Raw genomic sequence first — 23,281 nt, 5'->3', positions numbered from 1 at the left:
GATTATTTCTCCTTGATTAGATATGGGTGTGAAAAGGCCATTGGTGTGAGATTGCTCTCTTGACTCAATGACCTTTTCACTCCTTATCCAACTCTTTTAATTGATTGTTTTTATTTTATAGAAAAGTGGGTTAAAAAGCAAGAAAAAATTGAGCTTGCCTTCCTTAATGTTATTTGCTAAACTAATCCCTAAAGAAGGAGAGTCAAATGGAAAATTTATATGTGAAGTTAGTGGCTTATCGAGAAATAGAGACTGATCGCTTGCACTTGCGTCCGGTCACTCTTGAAGATGCACCGGCTATGCTTGAGTATGCTTCTGATGAGACAGTTACGCGCTATACCTTTGCAACCAATCAAAGTCTAGAAGAGACGCGTAATAATATTGCCCTCTTTTACCTAGCGAGCCCACTTGGAAGATGGGGGATCGAGCTCAAAGAAAATGGAAAATTTATCGGGACGATTGATTTACTGGATTTGGATCTTTGTCTGAAGAAGGGGAGTATCGGCTATGTTCTGAATAAAGACTATTGGAACCAAGGTCTTGCGACAGAGGCTACCAAGGCAGTCATTGCCTTGGCTTTTGAACAGTTAGGGATGAACAAGCTCACTGCTGTTCATGATCAGGACAACCCAGCTTCTGGACGGGTGATGGCCAAATCAGGGATGAAATATTCTCACGAGGAGCCCTACGCGATGCTAGACCTGCATGAAGAAGGGCGAATGGTGACGAGAGTTCATTATGTCCTCACGAAGGAAGAATATTTGGCAGAAAAATGAGTCAGGATATTGACAAAAGGCCTATCTCCATGATATAGTAGATAGGTACTGCTGGTTTAGCTCAGTCGGTAGAGCGCATCCATGGTAAGGATGAGGTCGCCGGTTCAATCCCGGCAACTAGCATAGAAGAAGAGAGAAGCTTAGAGAGGATCTAGGCTTCTTTTTGTGCTTTAATTTCTAATTGAGTGCCTATTTATGGACCTTTTTTCAACAATCTTCAAAAAAACGTTGACAAGCACAGAAATCCGTGGTAAAGTTAGAACAACAAAGAGAAAGGAGAAAACCATCATGAACAAAGTAGATGTTTTGATGACACAATTGAATACACAGCTTCTCCAATCTCAGTTGAGTTCGATGTAAAAATTGAATGAAACCCAAGATGGAGGAGTCTGTCTTGGGTTTTTTGTATGCATTTTTGCCTGCCTTAACTGAATTGGTGACAGGCATCAGAAGGCCCAAGTGTGGACTGAGCACGTACTCAGCTCCTACTTGGGTTTTTTCTGTGCCAAATTGAAAGGGGAGAAGATGATAGGAGCTTTATGTAAGTACATCTGGGAGCATAAGTGGCTGTATCTCAGCATTGCTGTGGTCCTAGTGATTTATGATTATACAATTTTAATACCGACACAGGTCATTCAACGACTAGTCGACCAGCTAAGCAAGCAGACCTTGACTCAGGCAAGTTTTACGAGAGATATTGCTCTCTTGTTGGGAGCTACTTTTTTAAATTACATTTCTGCTTACTACTGGCATCTGAAGTTGTTTCAAGCTTCGGTCCATTACAAGGCCAGGCTACAGGGGCAAGCTTTTCGTAAGCTCGTAGCCATGAGACGGGCATTTTATGAAAAGTTTCGTTCAGGGGATCTTCTGACTCGTTTTACCACGGATGTAGACGGGATGATGGGGATGGTCGGCTATGGGATGCTGATTGTCCTTTATGGAGGAGGCTTGTTCCTCTTTATTATTCCAGCTATGTTCTTGATTTCCTGGCAGTTAAGTTTAATTTCCTTTATTCCTATGAGTTTTCTGGTTTTATCAACCTATCTCCTGGGGAAGAAGGAAGAGATCTATGTGGATGAAAACCGTGATGCGGTGGCCCATTTAAACGATGAGGTCTTAGAATCCATCGAAGGGATTCGGGTCATGCGGGCCTATAGCCGCAAGGAGCGTCAGGTGCGACAATTTCAAGAGCGGACAGAAAGTTTGGCCAAGACGGGGGATAAGATCGCCTCTATTCAAAATGCCTTTGGTCCTTTTGCCCTCTTCTTTATCGGGGTTTCAACCGTCCTGCTTTTGGTCTGTGGGGGTCACTTCTTGAAGACTGGACAGATTAGCTTGGGTCAACTGCTAGGTCTAGAATTGTATCTAGTGGCCTTGATTGAGCCGATGTGGATGCTAGCAGACTTCATCCTTGTCTATCAAACAGCCAAAACATCCCACAAAAAATTGTCAGAATTGGTCGAAGAGGATGATGACTTGGAAAGAGATGGGGACGATTGGCTAGAGGAACTGAATGAGGTAGTTTTCGAAAACTATTCTTTTACCTATCCGATGGCGGAGAAGGAGAGTCTTTCTCAGATTTCTTTGCAGTTCAATAAAGGGCAAACCATTGGGATTGTGGGTCGAACAGGAGCAGGAAAGACAAGCTTGGTCCGTCAATTTTTACGTCAATACCCACTTGGGCAAGGGACATTTACCATTAATGGGGAGTCCGTTGCTCGTTACGTGAGACGCTCTATTGAGGAAAAAATCGGTTACGTCTCGCAGGAACACATCCTATTTTCGAAGTCTATTTTAGAAAATATTTCCCTTGGTAAGAAGGGAGCTAGTCAAGAGGAAATCATGGATGCTATCGCTCAGGCAGCCTTTGCAGATGATTTGGAACGGATGTCGGATGGCCTGGATACTTTGATCGGAGAAAAGGGAGTATCCGTATCGGGAGGGCAGAAGCAGCGGATTTCTCTGGCACGTGCCTTTTTACGTGATGCCCAGTTGCTGCTCTTGGATGATTCTTTATCCGCAGTGGATGCCAAGACGGAACAGGCCATTATTGAGACCATTCAAAGAGAGCGACAAGGAAAGACAACCTTGATAGTCTCTCACCGTCTCTCAGCTGTCCATAAGGCAGATTGGATCCTTGTGTTAGATCAAGGACGGATTGTAGAAGAAGGAACAGCTAGTGATTTACTAGCTCAAGAAGGTTGGTATTACGAACAATACCAACGGCAACAAAGACAGGAAGGAGAATAAGATGGGTATTTTAAAACGACTATTACAAAAACTATCGCTTTTTCCTGGTATTTTTATCCTTGGTTTCATCTGTCTTTTGCTGGCAACGATTTTGTCAGATCTATCGCCATTTATTCTACAAAAAATGATTGATGGTCCCTTGACAGCCTTGAGTCAGGGAGGAGAGTTAGGAGCACTCTATCCTATGGGTATCCTCTATCTGATTGTTTTGGCAGTGGGTCAGATTGTCAGTTATATAGGCAATCGGGTTTTGATCCATGGAGGCAATAAGGTAACTGCACAGCTACGCGATCAAGCCTTCCTCGTGATGCAACAACTACCGATTTCCTACTTTGATGACAAGCCAGCAGGGAAAATTGCTACACGAATTGTTAATGATACAGAGACCTTACGGACTCAATTTTACAATTCCTGTATGTATTTGGTCATTCATTTGATGCGTTTCTTCTTTATCATGGGAGTTCTCTTTACTATCAATCCCATGATGGGTCTCCTCTTATGCTTGATTTTCCCTATCTTTTACGGGATTCAGGCCTTGTATAAGCGCATGACGGACAAGCCCATGAAGGACTTCTTTGATTCCAGAAGTGAGATCAATACCCAGGTTAATGAACTGCTTCATGGAGCGAGTATGATCCAACTTTACGGACAAGAAGAGCGCGTGATTGATGAGTTTGATCAGACGACAGACAAGATGACTGTGGCCTATGATCGTTTGGTTCTAGCAGACTCCATTGCCTCTTGGAGCCTGACAGAATTCTTGAAATACATTGTCATTGCAGGAATTTTAACTATTGCAGGCCTATCCTATCTTGGGGGAGATTTGGGGATGACTGCAGGTTTCTTGTTTATCAATCTCAATTATGTTATTCAGCTTTTTGATCTCATGGCCAATTTGATCCGTCGTCTTCCAGATATCCGACGCTCTCTGGAAACAGGGGAGCGAGTCTTGACTTTCCTAGATGAAGAGGTAGAGGCAGATGCAACAGAAGAGATCCAAATAGATCGGGCGGCTGTGGAGTTTGATCAGGTCACTTTTGCCTATGAAGAAGGCAAGCCAGTTCTGAAGGACATTTCCATCCAAGCTCATCCGGGTCAAACCCTTGCCTTGGTTGGCCATACCGGTTCGGGTAAATCCTCCATTATGAACTTGCTCTATCGTTTCTATGATCCGCAGGAGGGGGAAATCCGGATCGACGGCCAGAATATTCGCCATTTCTCTAGAGAGAGTCTTCGCTCCCATATGGGAATTGTCTTACAGGATCCCTATCTGTTCTCAGGGACCATTGCTAGCAATGTGGCCATGAGTCAAACAGATATCAACCGTGATCGCGTCTTGGATGCTCTAAAACAGGTCGGTGCCCTGCCTATGATCCAGAGATTAGAAAAGGGAATCGACCATCCAGTGGTTGAAAAGGGATCTGCCTTCTCAAGCGGGGAGCGCCAATTGATTTCCTTTGCTCGGACCCTCTACATGAACCCGAAAATTTTGATTCTGGACGAAGCAACCTCCCACATTGATACGGAGACAGAGGAGATCATTCAGAAGGCTATGGCAGTCCTGCAAAAGGGCCGGACGACCTTTATTATTGCCCACCGCTTATCGACCATTCAAGATGCAGATCAGATCTTGGTTCTATCAGAAGGGCGCATTGTCGAACGTGGGCAACATGCAGACTTGATTGCTCATGGTGGCATCTATGCCCAGATGCAAGCTATCCAACAGACGGTTGAATAAAAGGGCATTCTTCAAATAGTAAAAGTAGCGTGTATTCTAGTATATACGCTATTTTTATGCTATAATTGAAATGATAGTGAGGTGATCCAAGATGTATATTGAAATGGTTGATGAGACCGGTCAAGTCTCTGAAGAAATGATCAAACAAACCCAGGAAATTTTAGAATTTGCTGCAAAAAAATTGGGCAAAGAAGACAAGGAAATGGCAGTGACCTTTGTAACCAACGAACGTAGCCATGAATTGAACTTGGAATACCGGGACACGGATCGCCCAACGGATGTAATCAGTCTGGAATACAAACCAGAGATGGACATTGCTTTTTCGGAAGAAGATTTAGAAGACCATCCAGAGTTAGCCGAGATGATGGCTGAATTCGATACCTATATTGGAGAGCTTTTTATTTCTGTAGACAAGGCGCGTGAGCAAGCAGCTGAGTATGGTCATAGCTTTGAGCGCGAGATGGGCTTTTTAGCAGTGCATGGCTTCCTTCATATCAACGGTTATGATCACTATACGCCGGAAGAAGAAAAGGAAATGTTTGGCTTACAGGAAGAGATTTTGACAGCCTATGGACTCACAAGACAATAAACGAAAATGGAAAAATCGAGAACTGATTGCCAGTCTTGAATTTGCTTTAACAGGGATTTTCACAGCCTTTAAAGAGGAACGAAATATGCGTAAGCATGCACTTTCAGCTATCTTAGCGATTGTTGCAGGCTTCCTTTTTGGCATTTCAGCAACAGAGTGGCTCTTTCTACTCTTAAGTGTTTCTTTGGTCATTGCCTTTGAAATCATGAATTCTGCTCTTGAAAATGTAGTGGATTTGGCGAGCGATTACCATTTCTCCATGCTGGCAAAGAATGCCAAGGATATGGCGGCAGGAGCGGTTCTCGTTATTTCGGGCTTTGCCTTTGTGACAGGTCTCATCATATTTGTGCCCAAGTTGTGGGCTTTGGTATTTGGATAAGAGGGAGACTTCCCTCATGAAAGGAAACTATGACATTTAAATCAGGCTTTGTAGCCATTTTAGGACGTCCCAATGTCGGGAAGTCAACTTTTTTGAACCACGTCATGGGGCAAAAAATTGCCATCATGAGTGATAAAGCGCAGACAACGCGCAACAAGATTATGGGAATCTACACGACCGATAAGGAACAGATCGTCTTTATCGATACCCCAGGGATTCACAAACCCAAGACAGCGCTTGGAGACTTCATGGTAGAGTCGGCCTATAGCACCCTTCGAGAAGTCGATACCGTTCTCTTTATGGTCCCAGCAGACGAGCCACGTGGGAAGGGCGATGACATGATCATCGAGCGCCTCAAGGCAGCTAAGGTACCGGTTATTCTGGTGGTCAACAAGATCGACAAGGTCCACCCTGACCAACTCTTGGCGCAAATCGATGACTTCCGTAGTCAGATGGAGTTCAAGGAAATCGTGCCGATTTCAGCCCTTCAAGGAAACAATGTTTCGCATTTGATTGATATTTTGAGCGAAAACTTAGAAGAAGGTTTCCAATATTTCCCTGCGGATCAGATTACTGATCACCCAGAGCGCTTCTTAGTTTCTGAAATGATTCGCGAGAAGGTCTTGCACTTAACGCGGGAAGAAATTCCCCACTCTGTTGCAGTAGTCGTGGATTCTATGAAGCGGGATGAAGAGACAGATAAGGTCCATATCCGAGCAACCATCATGGTCGAGCGCGATAGCCAAAAAGGCATTGTCATCGGAAAAGGCGGGGCCATGCTCAAGAAGATCGGAACCCTTGCGCGTAAGGATATTGAGCTCATGCTAGGGGACAAGGTCTTCCTAGAAACCTGGGTGAAAGTCAAGAAAAATTGGCGGGATAAGAAATTGGATCTTGCTGATTTCGGATACAACGAAAAAGAATATTAATAAGAGGTGGGCAGAAGCCTGCTTCTTGTTTTTGAAAGGAGTTCTATGCCTGAATTACCAGAAGTAGAGACTGTCCGACGCGGTCTTGAGAAATTAATTCTTGGAAAAACCATCCAGTCCGTGGAAGTAAAGTATCTAAAGATGATTCAGACGGATCTGGATGCTTTTCAACAAGATCTCCCAGGTCAAGAAATTCGGGCCATGGGGCGCCGTGGGAAATATCTCTTGTTTTATCTGACGGATCTGGTCCTCATCTCGCATTTGCGGATGGAAGGCAAGTATTTCTTTTATCCAGACGAAGTCCCTCTTCGCAAGCATGCCCATGTCTTCTTTCATTTTACAGACGGCAGCACTCTGGTCTATGAAGATGTCCGCAAGTTTGGAACCATGGAAGTCCTAGTACCTGAGCTTGTCGACAGCTACTTTTTGGCGAAAAAGATTGGTCCAGAGCCGACAGAAGCGGATTTTAAAGAACCAGCCTTCCAAGCAGCTCTTAAAAAATCAAAGAAACCCATTAAATCAGCTCTTTTGGACCAAAAATTAGTGGCTGGTCTGGGCAATATCTATGTAGATGAGGTCCTTTATCGAGCCAAGGTTCATCCAGCCCGTTTAGGTCAAAGCTTGACTGCTAGAGAAGCCAAAGCCGTTCGCAAAGAAACAATTGCTGTGCTTGCCCAAGCTGTTGAAAAGGGTGGCTCCACCATTCGCTCTTACAGCAATGCTTTTGGTGAGGATGGCACCATGCAGGAAGAACACCAGGTCTATGGGAAAACAGGCCAGCCTTGTTTGCGCTGCGGGACACCGATTGAGAAAATCCAGCTGGGGGGACGCGGAACCCATTTTTGCCCTCACTGTCAAAAGGAGAACTAGATGACAAGAATCATCGGATTAACAGGAGGGATTGCTTCAGGAAAGTCCACTGTCACCTCCTATTTGAGAGAAAAGGGATATCCTGTCATTGATGCTGACCGAGTGGTCCATGACCTGCAGGCACCAGGTGGAGAACTCTATCAAGCTTTGGTAGAGCATTTTGGAAGGGACATCCTTCTAGATACAGGAGACTTGAATCGTCCTGCTCTGGCTCAACGCATCTTCTCAAGCCAAAAAGAGATTGTCTGGTCCAACCAAGTACAAGGGGACATCATTCGCAAAGCTCTGGCGCGAGAACGGGACCGACTAGCTGCAACAGAAGACCTCTTTTTCATGGATATCCCCTTGTTAATCGAGCAAGGATATCTGGACTGGTTTGACCAAGTCTGGCTGGTCTATGTGACGGAAGATACTCAGTTGCAACGTCTAATGGAAAGAAACGCCCTAACGGAGGTCCAGGCGCGCGATCGTTTGGTAGCCCAGATGCCTCTAGATGAGAAAAAATCTCTTGTCGATCTCGTGATCGATAACAATAGCCAGCGTGATCACCTCTATCAGGAAATCTATCGGGCTATAGAACAAATAGAAAGAAGATGATCCTATTTCACTGGAAATCAATTGGCGTAAAAATCTTTTTATTGCCTGGATTGGCTGCTTTTTCGTAGGTGCCAGTCTTTCATTGGTGGTCCCTTTTATGGCTCTTTTTGTGGAGGAGTTGGGGGTAAAAGGTCCGGCAGTTCCTTTTTATGCTGGGATTGCAGTCGCCTCCTCCTCTTTGACTTCTGCTCTAATGGCCCCAATCTGGGGGAGTCTGGCAGACCGTTATGGTCGGAAACCCATGATGTTGAGAGCCTCGATTGCCATGACCTTGACCATGGGAGGAATTGCTTTTGTCCCCTCCGTCTTTTGGTTGTTGCTCCTACGCTTATTAAATGGTGTCTTCTCAGGCTTTGTCCCTAACAGCACGGCTCTCATTGCCAGTCAGGTGCCAAAGAATCAATCTGGATACGCTCTAGGAACCTTATCGACGGGAACTGTTGCCGGTACCTTGATGGGCCCCTTGTTGGGAGGATTGATTGCAGAGCAATTTGGTATGCGGAATGTCTTTCTCCTCGTTGGTTTTTTCCTCTTTCTCGTCTCTGTCCTGACTTGGTGGGGCATTGAGGAAGACTACCAACAAATATCCAAGGAGGAGCACCTTTCAAGCTGGGAATTATTGACTTCTATCCAGCATAAGGACATTTTACTGGGTCTCTTTTTGACCAGTATGACCATTCAGATGATCGGTCAGTCCATTTCTCCCATTCTTCCACTCTATGTAAGAGAGCTTGGCCAGAGCGACAATGTTATTTTTGTATCTGGGCTGATCGTATCAGCGATGGGGATTTCTAGTATCCTGACATCGGGATGGATGGGGAAGCTCGGAGATAAAATTGGCAACCATCGCCTCTTACTTTTAGCTCTTCTCTATAGTGGTATCCTCTATATCTTCTGTGCCCTTGCTCAGACCCCTTTTCAATTAGGCTTTCTTCGTTTCCTATTTGGGATTGGGACAGGAGCCTTAATGCCCGGAGTGACGGCTCTCTTAAACCGCATGACTCCCAAGGAAGGAATTTCTCGGATTTTTAGTTACAACCAACTCTTCTTTTATGTTGGGGGAGTTCTTGGTCCCATGATGGGCTCTAGTATTGCCATGCATGTCAATTACCATTGGGTATTCTATGGGACTGCTATCCTAGCCTTTATAGATTTGGCCTTCCTTTTATTCATCTTTAGAAAGTATTTGAAAGTGAGAGAAATCAGTGCGCATTAAAGTACAACTAACCTGCACGAGCTGTGGTAGTCAGAATTATTTGACAAGTAAAAATATGAAGACCCACCCTGAAAAAATTGAAGTTTTGAAGTATTGTCCCAAAGAGAGAAAAGTGACATTACATCTTGAAACGAAATGATTTTTATGGTAAAATAGATAGGATTTTAAGGAGTTTTTAAATTATGACTAAACCGTTGATTACTATTTTATTGGTACTATCTGTATTAATTATTATCGCTATCTTCATGCAACCGACTAAAAATCAATCTAGCAACGTATTCGATGCAAGCTCAAATGACTTGTTTGAACGTTCAAAAGCTCGTGGATTCGAAGCAGTGATGCAACGATTGACAGGAGTAATGATTTTCCTTTGGTTACTCATTGCGATGATTCTAATGGTATTATCCAGTAAATAAGATAGGCTTAGACATTGTCTTTGCCTATTTTTTCATCTATGGGTCGTTGGATAGGGAGATTGTCACTTGCAAAGAAATCTCTCTGAAAGAAAGAAAATAAAGGAGGCTGGGTATCCAGCACAAGATATGAAAAGTAAAATTATTGATTATTTAAAACAGGAGGGAAAAGCTCAGGTTGATCAGTTGGCTCAAGCCATTGGGAGTACAGACGCCAAAGGTTTTCGTGAACTGATTAAGACTATTTCGCTGATGGAGCGACGTCGTCAACTAACCTTTGAAGAAAATGGTTTTTTAAGTCTCCTTGATGCCAAGCCAAAAGGCGTCATTACTGTGAAAGGGATTTTCCATGCTCATAAGAGTGGCTTTGGCTTTGTTAGCCTAGAGGGGGAAGAAGAGGACCTTTTTATTGGACGAAATGATGTCAACCATGCCATTGATGGGGATACAGTTGAGGTTGTAATCACCAAGGTCGCCGATCGGCAAAAGGGGACTGCGGCAGAGGGGAAAATCATTGATGTCTTGGAGCACAGCCTCCAAACAGTCGTCGGCCAAATCGTTTTGGATGAGGAAAAACCCAAATATGCAGGCTACATCCTTTCAAAGAATCAAAAGATTAGCCAACGCATCTACGTGAAAAAACCTGCCCTACAATTAGAGGGAACGGAAGTTCTCAAGGTAGCTATTGAACAGTATCCAAGTCGGAAGCACAATTACTTTGTTGCCTCAGTACAAGATGTGGTTGGGCATGTGACAGATCCTGGGATCGATGTCTTGGAAGTTTTAGAGTCTATGGATATCGTCTCAGAATTTCCAGAAGCAGTCCTCAAAGAAGCAGAAAGCATCCCAGACCAGCCTAGTGAGAAGGATATGGAGGGACGTTTGGATCTTCGAGATGAAATCATCTTTACCATTGATGGTGCCGATGCCAAGGACTTGGATGATGCGGTTCACATCAAGCGTTTGGAAGGTGGGAATTTTGAGCTTGGCGTTCACATAGCTGATGTCTCTTATTATGTGACCGAAGGTTCGGCCTTGGACAAGGAAGCCCTCAACCGGGCAACCTCTGTCTATGTGACAGACCGGGTCGTGCCCATGTTACCTGAGCGTCTATCAAATGGGATTTGTTCCTTAAACCCTCAAGTGGATCGCTTGACCCAGTCAGCCATTATGGAGATTGACCAGCGTGGTCGGGTACTTCGTTACCAGATCACCCAAACTGTCATTAAAACGACTTTCCGTATGACCTATAGCGATGTCAATGAGATCATTGCTGGAGACCAGGAGAAGCGTGAGGAATACCAAGCCATTGTCCCAAGTATCGAAGCCATGGTTGGTCTTCATCAGATCTTAGAAGGAATGCGGGAAAAACGAGGAGCCCTGAACTTTGATACCAATGAAGCAAAAATCCTGGTCAATCCTCAAGGAAAACCAGTAGACATCGTCTTGCGCCAACGTGGGGTTGCAGAACGGATGATTGAATCCTTCATGCTGATCGCCAATGAGACAGTAGCTGAGCATTTTGCCAAACGAAAACTTCCCTTTATTTACCGGATTCACGAAGAACCCAAAGCAGAGAAGGTGCAAAAGTTTATCGATTATGCTTCTAGTTTTGGCCTTCCAATTTATGGGACAGCTAATTCCATGAGTCAGGAAACCTTGCAGGACATCATGAAGAAGGTAGAAGGGGAACCCTATGCTGATGTCTTGTCTATGATGTTGCTTCGTTCCATGCAGCAAGCGCGTTATTCCGAGCACAACCACGGACACTATGGGCTAGCAGCTGAGTTCTATACTCACTTCACCAGTCCGATTCGCCGGTATCCAGACTTATTAGTCCACCGCATGGTGCGAGAGTATGGAAAAGATTCTGAAGTGGCTAGCCATTTTGAACAGGTCATTCCAGATATTGCTAGCCAATCCTCTAGTCGGGAACGCCGCGCCATTGATGCGGAACGGGAAGTAGAAGCCATGAAGAAGGCAGAGTACATGGAGGACTATGTTGGCGAAGAGTACGATGCTCTGGTGTCCAGTGTCGTCAAGTTTGGTCTCTTTGTTGAATTGCCAAATACTGTAGAAGGTTTGATCCACATCACCACCTTACCTGGTTTTTATCATTTTAACGAGCGCGATTTGACCTTGCGCGGGGAAAAATCAGGCGTCACTTTCCGTGTCGGTCAGGAGATCCGAATCAGGGTCGAAAGAGCGGATAAGATGACTGGTGAGATTGATTTTTCGTATATCCCAAGTGAGCTGGATTTGATTGAAAAAGTCACTAAAGCATCGGGCCGTAAAGATCGAAATGGACACTCTAAGCACCCTTCTTCTAAGAAAGAAGAACGAAAGCAAGGAGGCTTTAGAGAGAACAAGCGCAAGCATTCACCAAAAGACAAGAAGAAAAAGAGTAAGAAACCTTTTTACAAGGAAGTAGCTAAGAAAGGAGCTAAGCATGGCAAAGGGCGAGGGAAAGGTCGTCGCACAAAATAAGAAAGCAAGCCACGATTATACAATTGTTGATACCATTGAAGCAGGAATGGTCCTCACTGGTACAGAAATCAAGAGTGTTCGAGCAGCTCGTATCAACCTCAAGGATGGATTTGCCCAAGTCAAAAATGGGGAAGTCTGGCTCAGCAATGTTCATATTGCTCCCTATGAGGAAGGCAATATCTGGAATCAAGACCCAGAACGCCGTCGCAAACTCTTGCTGCATAAGAAACAGATTCAAAAACTGGAGCAGGAAACTAAAGGGACTGGGATGACTCTAGTTCCCCTTAAGGTTTACCTTAAGGATGGTTATGCTAAGCTCTTGTTAGGCTTAGCCAAAGGGAAGCACGATTATGACAAACGTGAATCCATCAAACGGCGGGAACAAAATCGTGACATTGCTCGTGTCATGAAACAATACAATACGCGTTAAAGTAAGAAATAGGAACAGCTGAAGCAAGGGCTGAAAACTGTTCCTATTTTTAAATTTCTCTTCTTGAAACCGCTTGCATTTTTATCTGGATAGGGGTATACTGAAGGTAGCGTTGGTATAGTTGTTTTTCGTCGGCTTGAAATTGATTTTCTAGCCTCTTTTGTAGTCATAAAGGAGATCGACTATGAGAAAACTACTGGTCAAACTGATGATTGCTTTGATGGTCTTTGCCTTGATTCCAGTTCAAGTTGCGCAGGCCTGCTCAGCCTTCATTGTTGGGAAAGAACTCACGACTGATGGTTCCATGCTCTTTGGGCGGACTGAAGACTATCCTTATGCGCCCGATGGTGGTCGCCACAATAAAACCTATGAAGTGGTACCTGCCAAAGACTATAAGGATGGGGATATGTTGGAGGACGAATCCAACGGCTTTGCTTATCCTCACTTGAGTCATGAAATGAAATATACCGCAACTTATGATGCAGCCCATGGAGATGGTTCCAACGGGAACTTCGGAGCACATGGCTTTAACGAAGCGGGCGTTTCCATGACTTCTACCGTATCTGCAACCCCACACGATAAGATTTTGGAAGCAGATCCACTTGTGAAAAATGGCTTGGCTGAAGCTGCTATGGTAGACTTGGTTCTTCCACGTGCCAAAACAGCTCGTGAAGGAATTGAGTTGGTTGCTAAGGTACTTGATGAAAAAGGATCTGCCGAAGGAAACATCATTGTCGTAGCAGATAAGAATGAACTCTGGTACATGGAAATCCTCTCTGGTCACCAATATGTAGCCATTAAATTCCCTCAAGACCGCTATGCCATCTTTGCCAATACCTACTATCTAGGACATGTGGATTTCAAGGACAAGGACAACGTCATTGCTTCGAAAGATGTGGAAGCAGTTGCTAAAAAGGCAGACCACTACAAGACTGATAAAGATGGTAACTTCCATATTGCAGACTCTTATGGTCCAGATGAATATACCGAACGCAACCGCTCACGGACCTATGCAGGGATTACCTTGATGGATCCGAAGGCGGACATCAAATATGATGATAAGCACTTTGACCTCTTGCGCAAACCAACGGATCCTTCTAAAAAGTATAGTCTAGAAGATGTTTTCGCTGAACAACGGAACCGGTTCGAACACCTTAAACAATACACACCAGATGACTTGGTGGAACCAGGTAAAGAAGTCGATACCAATAAATACAAATATGCTTTGGGAAATGAAAACGTCATTAACGCCCACGTCTACCAAATTAAGAAGGACTTGCCGACTCCATTTGGTGGTGTCGTTTGGTTAGGTCTCGCTCAAAGCCGGAACACGCCTTATGTGCCATTCTATGGTATTGTCAACGATACCTATGCACCATTCAAAGTTCGCTCTGCCAAATACGATCCAACTTCTTGGTATTGGGCTGTTTGGCATATTGACCAAATGGTCATGAAATACCCAGACCTCTTTGGCAACAGCATCCAAGAGAAGTGGAAAGAATTGGAAAAAGGCTGGATCAAAGAACAAGCAGCTTTGGATCAAAAATATAGTGGACTCACTGATGACCAAGCGAAAGCTACTGCAGATGAAGTAACAAGTGACTCACTTAAACGTGCGGAAACGATCTTCAAACAAATCAAGCAAGTTGAAAGCGAGATGGAAGATAAGATTCGTACAGAAAAAGGTTTGGAAGCAGACTTTGTATATGACGGCTATAACAAGGCCAATCTGGTAGCAGCAGCTCAAGCTGAAAAAGATGCATCGAAAGAAACTGATAAGAAGGAAGAAACAGCTTCTAGTCAATCATCTAGCAAGGCAAGTGATTCAAACAGCAGTTTATCTGCCGTCTTAGGAGTTTTGGCTCTTGCAGGATTTGGCTTGGCAGGTTTCTACTTTAAAAAATCAAAAAAGAATGAAAATGAAGAATAAGTAGACAGAGACTGTTAAATCAGCATCCTGCCACAACTGGATTCTAAGAGAGTGGAATAGAAGTCTTCAGAAAAGGAGCTTGTAATTCCACTCTTTTTATTGTTATTTGCATGCAATTTTTGTATGATAGGGATAGATAGAAAGAAGGAGAAGAAACGGATGCCTGAAAAATTAATTGCCTATAAACGGATGCCTTTGTGGACCAAGGATACCATGCCTGAAGCAGTCCAAAGAAAACACAATACCAAAGTAGGTACTTGGGGAAAGATTACAGTCCTAAAAGGAAAACTCAAGTTTGTTGAGCTGACGGAAGATGGGGAAGAAGTAGCTAGCCATGTTTTTGAGGCAGGTGCGGATAACCCGATGGCACAGCCGCAAGCTTGGCATCGTGTAGAGGCCCTTACAGATGATGTGGAATGGTTTTTGGAATTCTACTGTGAGCCCAAAGATTATTTCCCCAAAAAATATAATAGCAATCCCGTCCATTCGGAAGTGCTAGAAGCCATGGAGTCCCTTTCTCCAGGCAAGGCCTTGGATTTGGGGTGTGGACAAGGACGAAATGCTCTCTTTTTGGCCCAGCATGGCTTTGAAGTGACAGCAGTCGATCAAAATGAATTAGCCCTAGAGATCCTCCAAAGTATTGTAGAACAAGAAGATTTGGAAATGACTGTGGGACTCTATGATATCAACTCAGCGAACCTAAAACAAAGTTATGATTTGATTGTCTCAACGGTTGTCCTCATGTTCTTGCAAGCGGATCGCATTCCAGCGATTATTCGAAATATGCAAGACCAGACCAATCCGGGAGGCTATAACTTGATTGTTTGTGCCATGGATACAGAGGACTATCCTTGCCAGGTTCCTTTTTCCTTTACCTTTAAGGAAGGCGAGCTAGCAGACTACTACAAGGATTGGGAACTCGTTAAATACAATGAAAATCCAGGGCATCTGCACCGACGTGATGAAAATGGCAATCGAATTGCCTTACGCTTTGCGACCATGCTAGCCAAGAAAATATAAATAGCTCTCTAGACAAGGACCCCCTTGCAGTCGTCCTTGTCTTTTATATCTGAAAACATTCTGAAAATACTTGATTTTTTACAGAAAAGGAGTAGACTGTTAGTGTATCTTTCAAGAATTTTGAGGAGAAGCGCGTGAAACTCTATGTTCAACTGATGATTATCTTTACCATCTCTTTGATTGGGGAAGGGATATCGACCCTCTTTCATTTGCCAATTCCAGGTAGTATTATTGGTCTACTGATTCTATTTCTTTGCTTGCAGTTGAAATGGCTTCGTATCCGCCATGTGAATCTGGTCGGATCTTTTCTCTTAGCCAATATGACGATTTTATTTTTACCTCCAGCGGTTGGGATTATGGATAAGTTTGATGTCATCCAGCCTTATTTATTGCCCATCGTGTTGATTATTTTAGGGGCTATCATCATCAATGTAACCCTCATTGCGCTTGTTGTTGGCTTTATCAAGACAAGGTATGAGGGGGATTATGAAGGAGGGAAGAAATAATGGAAAGTTTGTGGTCAAATCCTCTCTTTGGGATTTCTTTATCAGTCTTTGCCTATCTGATTGGGATGATGATTTTTCGTCGCTTTCCCCATCCGATCACGACCCCCCTCTTAGTTGCAACGGTCTTGATCATTGGATTTTTAAAGCTGACAGGGATTTCCTATAAGGCCTATAATATTGGCGGAACCTACCTCAGTAATTTGATTGTGCCCTCAACGGTTGTCCTGGGAATCCCCTTGTATAAGAGTTTTCATCTGATGAAACACCATGCCAAGAGTATTCTTCTTAGTAGTTTTCTAGCAGTAGTAGTCAACACGCTTTTTACAGCTGTCTTGGCTAAGCTTTTTGGGATGAAGTACTTTCTAGCTATTTCCCTCTTTCCAAAGTCTGTGACAACAGCCATGGCAGTGGGGATTGCTGAAAAAATGCAGGGAATTACTACCATTACCCTGGTTGTCGTTGTAGCGACAGGTATCCTGACAAGTGTCCTAGGACCAACGATTCTTAAATGCCTAAAAGTAGAGGATCCTGTTGCCATTGGTTTGGCCCTTGGGGGTACAGGTCATGCGGTGGGGACTGGTACAGCCTTTCAGTATGGTCAAGTAGCCGGAGCTATGGGAGGCTTAGCAATTGGGATAACTGGCGTTTTCTACGTCTTTATAAGTCCCCTTGTCGCGAGCCTGATTCTTTCCTAAAAAGGTAGAGAGTATTCAGAAAAAGCTTGGAAGCAGTTCCGAGCTTTTTAGTGTACACTTAGATAGTGCAGCTTGGTTGATAATTTGAAGATCAAATAATTTTCAGATAGATTACCATTTGATTACAGTCGTTGTAAGCGCTTGCCAAACTTTGGTTCAAAAGGTATACTAAAAGAGGTTATACGGTTAATATCTAGTTAAAGGAGTTCAATATGAAGAAACGTTATGCTCGATCAGCCTTGGGCTTGATCACTGCTCTCTTCCTCTTTGCCCAACCGGTAGAGGCCTGTACAGGTTTTATCATCGGTAAAAAGTTAACAGCAGATGGGAATGCTTTGTACGGACGTACGGAGGACTTAGAACCAAACCACAATAAGAACTTTGTGGTCAGAGAACGAACTTATAACAAGAAAGGGGAGGTCTTTGAAGATGCCACCAATGGCTTTAAGTATGAGCTCCCAGAAGTAAGTTATAAATATACAGCTGTCCCAGATGTTACACCAGAACAGGGTGTATTTGATGAAGCTGGTTTTAATGAGCATGGTGTGTCCATCTCGGCGACCGTCTCAGCTTCAGCAAATGACAACATTAAAAAGGTCGATCCTTATGTAAAGGACGGCTTGGCTGAATCTGCCCTCACCACTGTCGTTCTTCCAAGTGTCAAAACGGCTCGTGAAGGAGTTGAGCTCATTGCGAAAATTGTGGAAGAAAAAGGGGCAGCAGAAGGAAATATTGTGACGATCGCGGACAAGGAAGGTATCTGGTACATGGAGATCCTTTCTGGTCACCAATATGTAGCCATTCTCTTCCCAGAAGATCGCTATGCAGTCTTTCCAAATACCTTCTTCTTAGGACATGTCGATTTTTCAGATAAGGAACGGACTATTGCCTCGAAGGATGTTGAAAAAGTGGCCCGTGATGCAGGAACCTATAAAGAAATCGATGGCCAGTTCCATGTTTCCCAATCCTACAATCCTCCTTTGCATGAGGCAGATCGTTCTCGTGTTTGGTCTGGTATTAAGTCACTGGATCCAGATGCAGATGTGAACTACGATGACGAGTATTTTGACTTGATGCATACTACGGATCGAAAATTGACGCTACGAGATGCGATGAATCTCCAACGCAATCGGTTAGAAGGAACAGACTTCAAACCACAAGATCAAATGGAGTTGGATGGAAAAGGGATTCCAGAAAAAGGGAAGTTTGATGAAGTTTATAAATACCCGATTTCGAACCCGAATGTCATGGAAGCCCATATTTTCCAATTAAAGGATAATGTTCCTGATAGTGCTGGCGGGGGAACCATGTGGTTAGCGATGGGAAGCCCACGAAATGCTCCTTACTTGCCTTACTATGGCAATATCACCAATACCTACCAAGCCTATCAAGAATTAGGAACAGCCTATAATCCCCAATCTTGGTATTGGACCATGTCTCGCATTAATGATTTAGTTGCCAAATATCCTGATTTATTCGGAGATGGGGCCATCCGTACTGAAATGGAACGCCTAGAATCTCAATGGATGGCTGAGCAAGAAATCAGTGATCAAGAACAAATCGCCCTCGCTTCACAGCCAGAGCAGGCGAGCCTAAAAGCGACAGAAACGAGCATGACTCGAGCTCAAAAGACCTTCGATCGTCTGCAAGAAATTCGTCAAGAAGCAGAAGAAAAGGTGATTGCTCAATATGGACAAGGTGCTATTGACGATTTAACAGATGAAGAAGATGCAAACCAAGAAGAAGAGATCAATTTGGTACCGTTTGACTATGACTTTGTCATTACAATTGGCTTAGCCCTTGTGACAGTGATAGGAGTAGGAATTTTCTTCATCAAATCAAAGAAAGCAAAGGGAGGTAAGAAGGATGAATAAGTTTCAACGAATATTGCTCTTCCTATTTCTGGTCTTAGCAGGGATTGGGATGGAGTTTGAGCTAGGCTCTCTCTCTCAACAAGAGTTTAGCCAAGTAGCAGGAAGAGATTTGGTATTAAATCTGCTCGTTTTAGCGGTGATTGTCGTTCCTCTTTATCTCTTTATTAAGCGACTTGCAAAAAGATTTGAGGTTCCTCTTCTTGTTTTGTGGGCGACCATGTTTGGAGGTGCTTTTGTTGCTGGCTGGCTCAGTTTTTCAGGGAACAGCCTCATTGACCATTTCAATAGTCATCTCATTCAGGATGTTAGTACCTTTAATAAATGGACAGATGCTTTGACAGCCCCTTTTGCTGAAGAATTTTTCAAAGCTCTAGTGGCTTTCTGGATCCTCTTGATTTTGGGTCGCAAGGATTTAAAATCGATTTTAATCGCCGGCTTTGGATCTGGTCTTGGTTTCCAAATCATTGAAGATCTAGGTTATGTGGCGCGTCAAACGCGATCTGGAGACCTCTCAGCAGTAACGGAGGCAGTGAACCGCATTTCTGGTGGTTTAGCATCTCATGCAGTCTACACTGCTGTTGTATCTGTTGGAGCCTTTCTCATCCTATCTCAGTGCACCAAGCAAAAAGAAAAGCTCTTTGGTCTCTGGTGTGTAGTTTCCACGGTGGCCAATCACTTCTTATGGAACTCTCCATTCTATGAAACAGACCATCGGGTCAATATTTTGGTAGGCTTGCTCTTTGCCTTCCAAGTGGGAACCTTTATTGAGGTCGTTCTCTTCGCTCATAAAAATCCGAATCTAAACCTTTTAAAGAAAAACTAAGGAAAAGATTCAGTCGATATATAAGTAAAAAAGCTTAGAAACTAAGCTTCAGATTGAAAAAAGTCTTCTAAAAAACTTTCCTTAGGTGAGTACGGACGTCAGCGAACTTCTACGAAGTTCCATGACTTAGTTTTGAGCCTAAGGTCTCAAAACTACCGAGTGCCTGAAACACAATTGTTTCAGGCACTTTTCTCACGGCGGAAAGTTTTGGTTTTTTTTGAATCGATTTAAAAATTGGAACTCATTTTTATTTCTTTGCAGAATCGCTTAACTTATTTTACTTTAAAATAGTTTGTCTACTTTCTAAAAGCTTAGAAACTTTTGTTTCTAAGCTTTTTTCTAGATTCTATTTGCTTTCTTCTTTTTTCTTAAGACCAAAGAAGGCTAGGATGGATGTCAACAGAGCGATCATGTAGATAGCAGGAGAGTCGGAAGTTCCTGTTTCTGGTAGGGTAGCAGAGCCCGCTGTGAATGTTTTAGCGACTGTCACTGACAAGTGATGGTTGTTGGCCTTGATCTGTGTATCGTCCTTAGCAGATGTAAAAGTATTCTTTGTTTGGCTAGCTAGTTGATTAGGAGAATTCGTACCAACTAGAGCTGGAATATATGTTTGATCCATTTTACCGGTAGATGGATTAGTTGGTTGAGCATTTTTACCGGTAGATGGGATAACTGGTTGGTTATTGCTTCCTGGGTAGGACTTTGGATTAGCAGGATCTGTTCCTTGTTTGATTTCCTCAATATCTGCCACACCATCTCCATCGGTATCTTTGTTAGCAGAAATAGAAATGGTACGAGAATTTGGATTGATGGTTGCATATGCTGTGAGATCTGCCTTAGCAAGGTAATCTGCAAAGGCAACGTCCATGGAAGGACCTTCCTCACGAGCTCCACCTAACATGGTGTAGCCATCTCCACCTGCTGCTAAGAAGTCATTGGTAGTCAAGTAGTAATCTTTAGCAAGGTTGAGCGGTTCATATTGACCAGTTTCTGGGTTTTTAATTTCGATATAGAGGACGCGCTTTTCAGCTGGTAGGGTTGTATCGTAATAAACTTTCGCTCCAGATACTTGGAGGAAGCCACCGCTTGGTTCAAGAAGGGGTTGACCGTTTTCGTCAAGAACAGTTTTGCCATCTTTTTCTTGTAAAATAGAGCCAAGAGATTTAGCAAACATATCGGCAATATTCTGACCAGTTACTTTAATTTGAGAGATGGTATTCCCAAATGGGAGAACAGCAATAACGTTTCCTTTGGTGATTGGCTTATCTTTTGCAATGGTTTCGCGCAAGCCACCACCGTTGGTTACAGCAAGGTCAGTCTTGTGACTAAAGCCAGTTTGTCCATATTCGTAGAGGGCATCCGCTACAACATTTCCAAGGTTGGTCTCGCGGACACGGACATTTTCCCGTTGACCATTTAGTTCTACCGGACTATTGTCACGAACTATTTTTGCATTCTCAGCATCGTACTGTTCCTTGATTTTTTGGACCATGGCAGCTACTTTGGCATTTGGCACGACATTTTTGGTTGAAGCTGCTGAAATTTGTTGAGGGTTACCAAGCAATTGGTTGGCTTGGTAAGTAATTTTACCGATATTGTTCAGGTAGCTACCGGTTTGGTTATAGGTGACATTATCTCCGTATGTGGTTGATTGAACAGTATGGGAATGCCCATCAATAACGGTGACGCGTTTTCCTTTCAGTTTTGAGTTTTTAGAAAGTTCTTCAGCTAAGGTAGATCCTCGCCATTCGATTGGTGTAGTCGTATCTACTCCCAAGTGAGCAAGGACAACATAGTTTTTGTAAGTCTTGCCTTCTGCAGTAGCGCGTGCTTCAATTTCATCGATGACCTTGTTTACTTCTGAAATAGGATCTGTAAAGGTAACACCTTGGACATTCTTAGGGTGAGTTTTAGTGGCTGTTTCAGGCGTTGTCACCCCGATGACGACAAACTCATCCCCAACGACATTCTTATCTTTATCGACAATGGTGGAAGCCTCAAATAAACGAGCACCGTTGATGTAGGTGTTGGAGCTGAGAAGTGGGAAGTTCAAGATTTCTTTGTATTTCTTAGCCTCATCCAAACCAAAATCGAACTCATGGTTTCCGACTGCCATAGCATCGTTGCCAATTTCGTTCAAAATTTTAGCTCGTTCTTCCCCTTTTGAACTATTTGAAATCGGTAGCCCTTGGAAGGCATCTCCAGCATCTACGACCAAAGTAGATGGATTTTTCGCCCGTTCTTCATCGATGACTGCGGCTAATTTAGCATCACCAATCACACCCTTTTCTTCGACGATCCGACCATGGACATCGTTGGTATGAATGATATTTGCTTCAGGCAAGTCAGCTGAGCTCTCTGTAGCGCCTTCTGAAGTAGCTGTATTAGCTTCTGTTGAAGCAGGAGTAGCAGCATCTGTAGCATTTGTGGAAGCAGCAGCTACTTCAAGGTTAGTTTCTGGAGCTGTTTGCTCATCTGCAGCTACCTGAGAAGCTAGGAAGGCAGGAGCAAGCAATAAGATCGGTAAAAGAAGTTTCTTCTTTTTCATAAACGGTCCTCATTTCTATTTTTTTCCATACTAAATATTATAGCTAAAAAGGAAAGAAAAGGAAAACGTTTTCTGATAGTTGGGCAAATAATCTTGTGAGAGCGTTTAGGTTCCAGCTAGTTGCTCTTATCCATAAAAAAAAGAAAACTTTCGTTTTCTCATTTTCTTATTCTGTTATGGGGTGGTTCCAAGTGGTAAAGTCAGTTACACTTAATACGACTGTCGCGATTTCAATCGGCTCTTCTTTTGCACCAGTTGACAACCATTTTGTGATTACGGCTTCAATCGTAGCTGCAAAGATCTCAACAGCATACTTATAAGGAACTTGGAATTTATTAACCAAGTGGTCTTTGGCGTGTGGAGTATCGTCAAGAAGTTGCAGGGTGAAATTTTTCATTAGAAAATGAAACTCTTGGTAATCCATCTGCATCAAGGCATAGATAAAGTCATAATTATCTTGAATATATTGAAGTGAGGCAAGAAAATTTGCTCGATTGACGGTGCTTGTAGCGAAAAGTTCTCCCAACTCGCCTAAAAGTTCAGATTTTAGCTGGTTGAACATATCTTGTTTGTCTACATAATGGAGGTAAAAGGTACCTCGATTAATGCCGGCTTCCTTTGTTAGTTGGCTAATTGTAAGACTTTCAAGTGATTGTTCAAGAAGCAGGCGTGATAGGGCGCTTCGGATAGCATTTTTAGAATTCGTTTTTCTCTTTTTTCGGGTCATAGTTCCTCCTTTATCATGTATTTTGTATAAATGTTGTTCACTAATCATCATATTATACAGAAATCAAATTTATTCATCAACAGAATAAAATTTTAGTATCATTCTATAAGTCTAAATGGCTTGAAATCAGGTCTTATTCTTATACTATAAAAGCCATTTTGGAAGGATTATAAAATTTTTTCCCAGATCTACTTTCAAAGGGGCTATTATATAAAAATGAAAGAAAAACTTGAAATATCAGTTATTTAAACGATCATAACAATTCATACTTATTTGTTATTATATCACAAACTAAAGAGAGGAGGGCAGATGATGCTTGAAGATTTCTATATCAGGAACTAGATAAGATCAAGCTTTTTCCTTGTCTATTTTTGCATAGAAAAGTATTAGTTTCTTGGATAGCTTTATTCATAAAATAGAGGAAATGCATCCCTCACAAATTTCTTGTTTTTTAGTCGTTTTAAGGGATTGATTGTTCTTGGTC

21 protein-coding genes and 1 tRNA gene are annotated in these 23,281 nt (G+C 43.1%); 20 read left to right on the top strand and 2 right to left on the bottom strand.

What is annotated here, in order from left to right; all coding sequences use genetic code 11:
• Window positions 1-206 precede the first annotated feature (206 nt).
• From QM873_RS09265 to QM873_RS09170, 20 genes are all read left to right on the top strand, one after another.
• Window positions 207-776 carry a GNAT family N-acetyltransferase gene (locus tag QM873_RS09265; protein WP_195323705.1) on the top strand — a complete coding sequence of 190 codons (570 nt, stop codon included), beginning with the start codon at window positions 207-209 and terminating at the stop codon, window positions 774-776.
• Between the two features lie 50 nt (window positions 777-826).
• Window positions 827-899 (top strand) — tRNA-Thr (locus QM873_RS09260).
• A gap of 402 nt (window positions 900-1,301) precedes the next feature.
• Entirely contained in the window at window positions 1,302-3,026 is a 1,725-nt protein-coding gene (locus tag QM873_RS09255) for an ABC transporter ATP-binding protein (RefSeq protein ID WP_195323706.1), read from the top strand.
• 1 nt (window position 3,027) lies between these two features.
• Window positions 3,028-4,764 carry an ABC transporter ATP-binding protein gene (locus QM873_RS09250; RefSeq protein ID WP_195323707.1) on the top strand — a complete coding sequence of 579 codons (1,737 nt, stop codon included), beginning with the start codon at window positions 3,028-3,030 and terminating at the stop codon, window positions 4,762-4,764.
• A gap of 91 nt (window positions 4,765-4,855) precedes the next feature.
• Window positions 4,856-5,353, top strand: coding sequence for an rRNA maturation RNase YbeY (gene ybeY, locus QM873_RS09245; protein ID WP_048689623.1), 498 nt, complete (start codon window positions 4,856-4,858; stop codon window positions 5,351-5,353).
• Window positions 5,334-5,732, top strand: a complete 399-nt coding sequence (locus QM873_RS09240) for a diacylglycerol kinase family protein (protein ID WP_048689618.1) — start codon at window positions 5,334-5,336, stop codon at window positions 5,730-5,732. Before ybeY ends, QM873_RS09240 begins: the two co-directional genes overlap by 20 nt.
• A gap of 29 nt (window positions 5,733-5,761) precedes the next feature.
• On the top strand, window positions 5,762-6,661 hold the full coding sequence (gene era, locus QM873_RS09235; protein WP_048689615.1) for a GTPase Era: 900 nt from the start codon (window positions 5,762-5,764) through the stop codon (window positions 6,659-6,661).
• A gap of 45 nt (window positions 6,662-6,706) precedes the next feature.
• Complete coding sequence (gene mutM, locus QM873_RS09230; RefSeq protein WP_195323708.1) at window positions 6,707-7,531, top strand: DNA-formamidopyrimidine glycosylase; 825 nt, start codon at window positions 6,707-6,709, stop codon at window positions 7,529-7,531.
• Window positions 7,532-8,128 (top strand): dephospho-CoA kinase, encoded by a 597-nt coding sequence (gene coaE / locus QM873_RS09225; RefSeq protein ID WP_195323709.1) that lies wholly within the window; start codon window positions 7,532-7,534, stop codon window positions 8,126-8,128. It abuts the gene before it with no gap.
• A 16-nt stretch (window positions 8,129-8,144) separates the two neighbouring features.
• The gene (locus QM873_RS09220) at window positions 8,145-9,344 is read left to right on the top strand and encodes a multidrug efflux MFS transporter (protein WP_324250040.1); all 1,200 of its coding nucleotides are present in this window, start codon (window positions 8,145-8,147) and stop codon (window positions 9,342-9,344) included.
• Window positions 9,334-9,483: a 50S ribosomal protein L33 gene (gene rpmG / locus QM873_RS09215; protein WP_081453577.1), complete on the top strand. Its 150-nt coding sequence runs from the start codon at window positions 9,334-9,336 to the stop codon at window positions 9,481-9,483. Before QM873_RS09220 ends, rpmG begins: the two co-directional genes overlap by 11 nt.
• Before the next feature lie 43 nt (window positions 9,484-9,526).
• Window positions 9,527-9,760, top strand: coding sequence for a preprotein translocase subunit SecG (secG, locus tag QM873_RS09210; RefSeq protein WP_006595869.1), 234 nt, complete (start codon window positions 9,527-9,529; stop codon window positions 9,758-9,760).
• Between the two features lie 126 nt (window positions 9,761-9,886).
• Window positions 9,887-12,244, top strand: a complete 2,358-nt coding sequence (rnr, locus tag QM873_RS09205; protein WP_195323710.1) for a ribonuclease R — start codon at window positions 9,887-9,889, stop codon at window positions 12,242-12,244.
• A complete protein-coding gene (gene smpB, locus QM873_RS09200; protein ID WP_006595871.1) occupies window positions 12,207-12,674 on the top strand; it encodes an SsrA-binding protein SmpB in 468 nt (155 codons plus the stop codon). Before rnr ends, smpB begins: the two co-directional genes overlap by 38 nt.
• Window positions 12,675-12,858: 184 nt before the next feature.
• Complete coding sequence (locus QM873_RS09195; protein WP_125374362.1) at window positions 12,859-14,604, top strand: C69 family dipeptidase; 1,746 nt, start codon at window positions 12,859-12,861, stop codon at window positions 14,602-14,604.
• Window positions 14,605-14,763: 159 nt separating this feature from the next.
• Complete coding sequence (gene tehB / locus QM873_RS09190; protein ID WP_048689588.1) at window positions 14,764-15,624, top strand: SAM-dependent methyltransferase TehB; 861 nt, start codon at window positions 14,764-14,766, stop codon at window positions 15,622-15,624.
• A gap of 134 nt (window positions 15,625-15,758) precedes the next feature.
• The gene (locus QM873_RS09185) at window positions 15,759-16,130 is read left to right on the top strand and encodes a CidA/LrgA family protein (RefSeq protein WP_061564218.1); all 372 of its coding nucleotides are present in this window, start codon (window positions 15,759-15,761) and stop codon (window positions 16,128-16,130) included.
• Window positions 16,130-16,825, top strand: coding sequence for an LrgB family protein (locus QM873_RS09180; protein ID WP_048789588.1), 696 nt, complete (start codon window positions 16,130-16,132; stop codon window positions 16,823-16,825). Before QM873_RS09185 ends, QM873_RS09180 begins: the two co-directional genes overlap by 1 nt.
• A gap of 212 nt (window positions 16,826-17,037) precedes the next feature.
• A complete protein-coding gene (locus QM873_RS09175) occupies window positions 17,038-18,699 on the top strand; it encodes a C69 family dipeptidase (RefSeq protein ID WP_195323711.1) in 1,662 nt (553 codons plus the stop codon).
• Complete coding sequence (locus QM873_RS09170; RefSeq protein ID WP_129269621.1) at window positions 18,692-19,522, top strand: PrsW family glutamic-type intramembrane protease; 831 nt, start codon at window positions 18,692-18,694, stop codon at window positions 19,520-19,522. Before QM873_RS09175 ends, QM873_RS09170 begins: the two co-directional genes overlap by 8 nt.
• 346 nt (window positions 19,523-19,868) lie before the next feature.
• On the opposite strand, the gene nt5e is transcribed toward QM873_RS09170, so the two are convergent.
• Both nt5e and QM873_RS09160 read right to left on the bottom strand, forming a co-directional pair.
• Window positions 19,869-22,070 carry a cell surface ecto-5'-nucleotidase Nt5e gene (gene nt5e, locus QM873_RS09165; protein WP_414279190.1) on the bottom strand — a complete coding sequence of 734 codons (2,202 nt, stop codon included), beginning with the start codon at window positions 22,068-22,070 and terminating at the stop codon, window positions 19,869-19,871.
• Between the two features lie 166 nt (window positions 22,071-22,236).
• Window positions 22,237-22,797, bottom strand: a complete 561-nt coding sequence (locus QM873_RS09160) for a TetR/AcrR family transcriptional regulator (RefSeq protein WP_048689565.1) — start codon at window positions 22,795-22,797, stop codon at window positions 22,237-22,239.
• Between the last annotated feature and the right edge of the window lie 484 nt (window positions 22,798-23,281).

The organism is Streptococcus australis, from assembly GCF_047463015.1.
GTDB classification, from domain to species: domain Bacteria; phylum Bacillota; class Bacilli; order Lactobacillales; family Streptococcaceae; genus Streptococcus; species Streptococcus australis_F.
This window is presented reverse-complemented; position numbering and strand designations above follow the sequence as displayed.

Excerpts from the sequence above, each read along its gene's own strand:
- QM873_RS09265 (WP_195323705.1), top strand. The coding sequence starts at position 207 with ATGGAAAATTTATATGTGAAGTTAGTGGCTTATCGAGAAATAGAGACT.
- QM873_RS09255 (WP_195323706.1), top strand. The coding sequence starts at position 1,302 with ATGATAGGAGCTTTATGTAAGTACATCTGGGAGCATAAGTGGCTGTAT.
- QM873_RS09250 (WP_195323707.1), top strand. The coding sequence starts at position 3,028 with ATGGGTATTTTAAAACGACTATTACAAAAACTATCGCTTTTTCCTGGT.
- ybeY (WP_048689623.1), top strand. The coding sequence starts at position 4,856 with ATGTATATTGAAATGGTTGATGAGACCGGTCAAGTCTCTGAAGAAATG.
- QM873_RS09240 (WP_048689618.1), top strand. The coding sequence starts at position 5,334 with ATGGACTCACAAGACAATAAACGAAAATGGAAAAATCGAGAACTGATT.
- era (WP_048689615.1), top strand. The coding sequence starts at position 5,762 with ATGACATTTAAATCAGGCTTTGTAGCCATTTTAGGACGTCCCAATGTC.
- mutM (WP_195323708.1), top strand. The coding sequence starts at position 6,707 with ATGCCTGAATTACCAGAAGTAGAGACTGTCCGACGCGGTCTTGAGAAA.
- coaE (WP_195323709.1), top strand. The coding sequence starts at position 7,532 with ATGACAAGAATCATCGGATTAACAGGAGGGATTGCTTCAGGAAAGTCC.
- secG (WP_006595869.1), top strand. The coding sequence starts at position 9,527 with ATGACTAAACCGTTGATTACTATTTTATTGGTACTATCTGTATTAATT.
- rnr (WP_195323710.1), top strand. The coding sequence starts at position 9,887 with ATGAAAAGTAAAATTATTGATTATTTAAAACAGGAGGGAAAAGCTCAG.
- smpB (WP_006595871.1), top strand. The coding sequence starts at position 12,207 with ATGGCAAAGGGCGAGGGAAAGGTCGTCGCACAAAATAAGAAAGCAAGC.
- QM873_RS09195 (WP_125374362.1), top strand. The coding sequence starts at position 12,859 with ATGAGAAAACTACTGGTCAAACTGATGATTGCTTTGATGGTCTTTGCC.
- tehB (WP_048689588.1), top strand. The coding sequence starts at position 14,764 with ATGCCTGAAAAATTAATTGCCTATAAACGGATGCCTTTGTGGACCAAG.
- QM873_RS09180 (WP_048789588.1), top strand. The coding sequence starts at position 16,130 with ATGGAAAGTTTGTGGTCAAATCCTCTCTTTGGGATTTCTTTATCAGTC.
- QM873_RS09175 (WP_195323711.1), top strand. The coding sequence starts at position 17,038 with ATGAAGAAACGTTATGCTCGATCAGCCTTGGGCTTGATCACTGCTCTC.
- QM873_RS09170 (WP_129269621.1), top strand. The coding sequence starts at position 18,692 with ATGAATAAGTTTCAACGAATATTGCTCTTCCTATTTCTGGTCTTAGCA.
- nt5e (WP_414279190.1), bottom strand. The coding sequence starts at position 22,070 with ATGAAAAAGAAGAAACTTCTTTTACCGATCTTATTGCTTGCTCCTGCC.
- QM873_RS09160 (WP_048689565.1), bottom strand. The coding sequence starts at position 22,797 with ATGACCCGAAAAAAGAGAAAAACGAATTCTAAAAATGCTATCCGAAGC.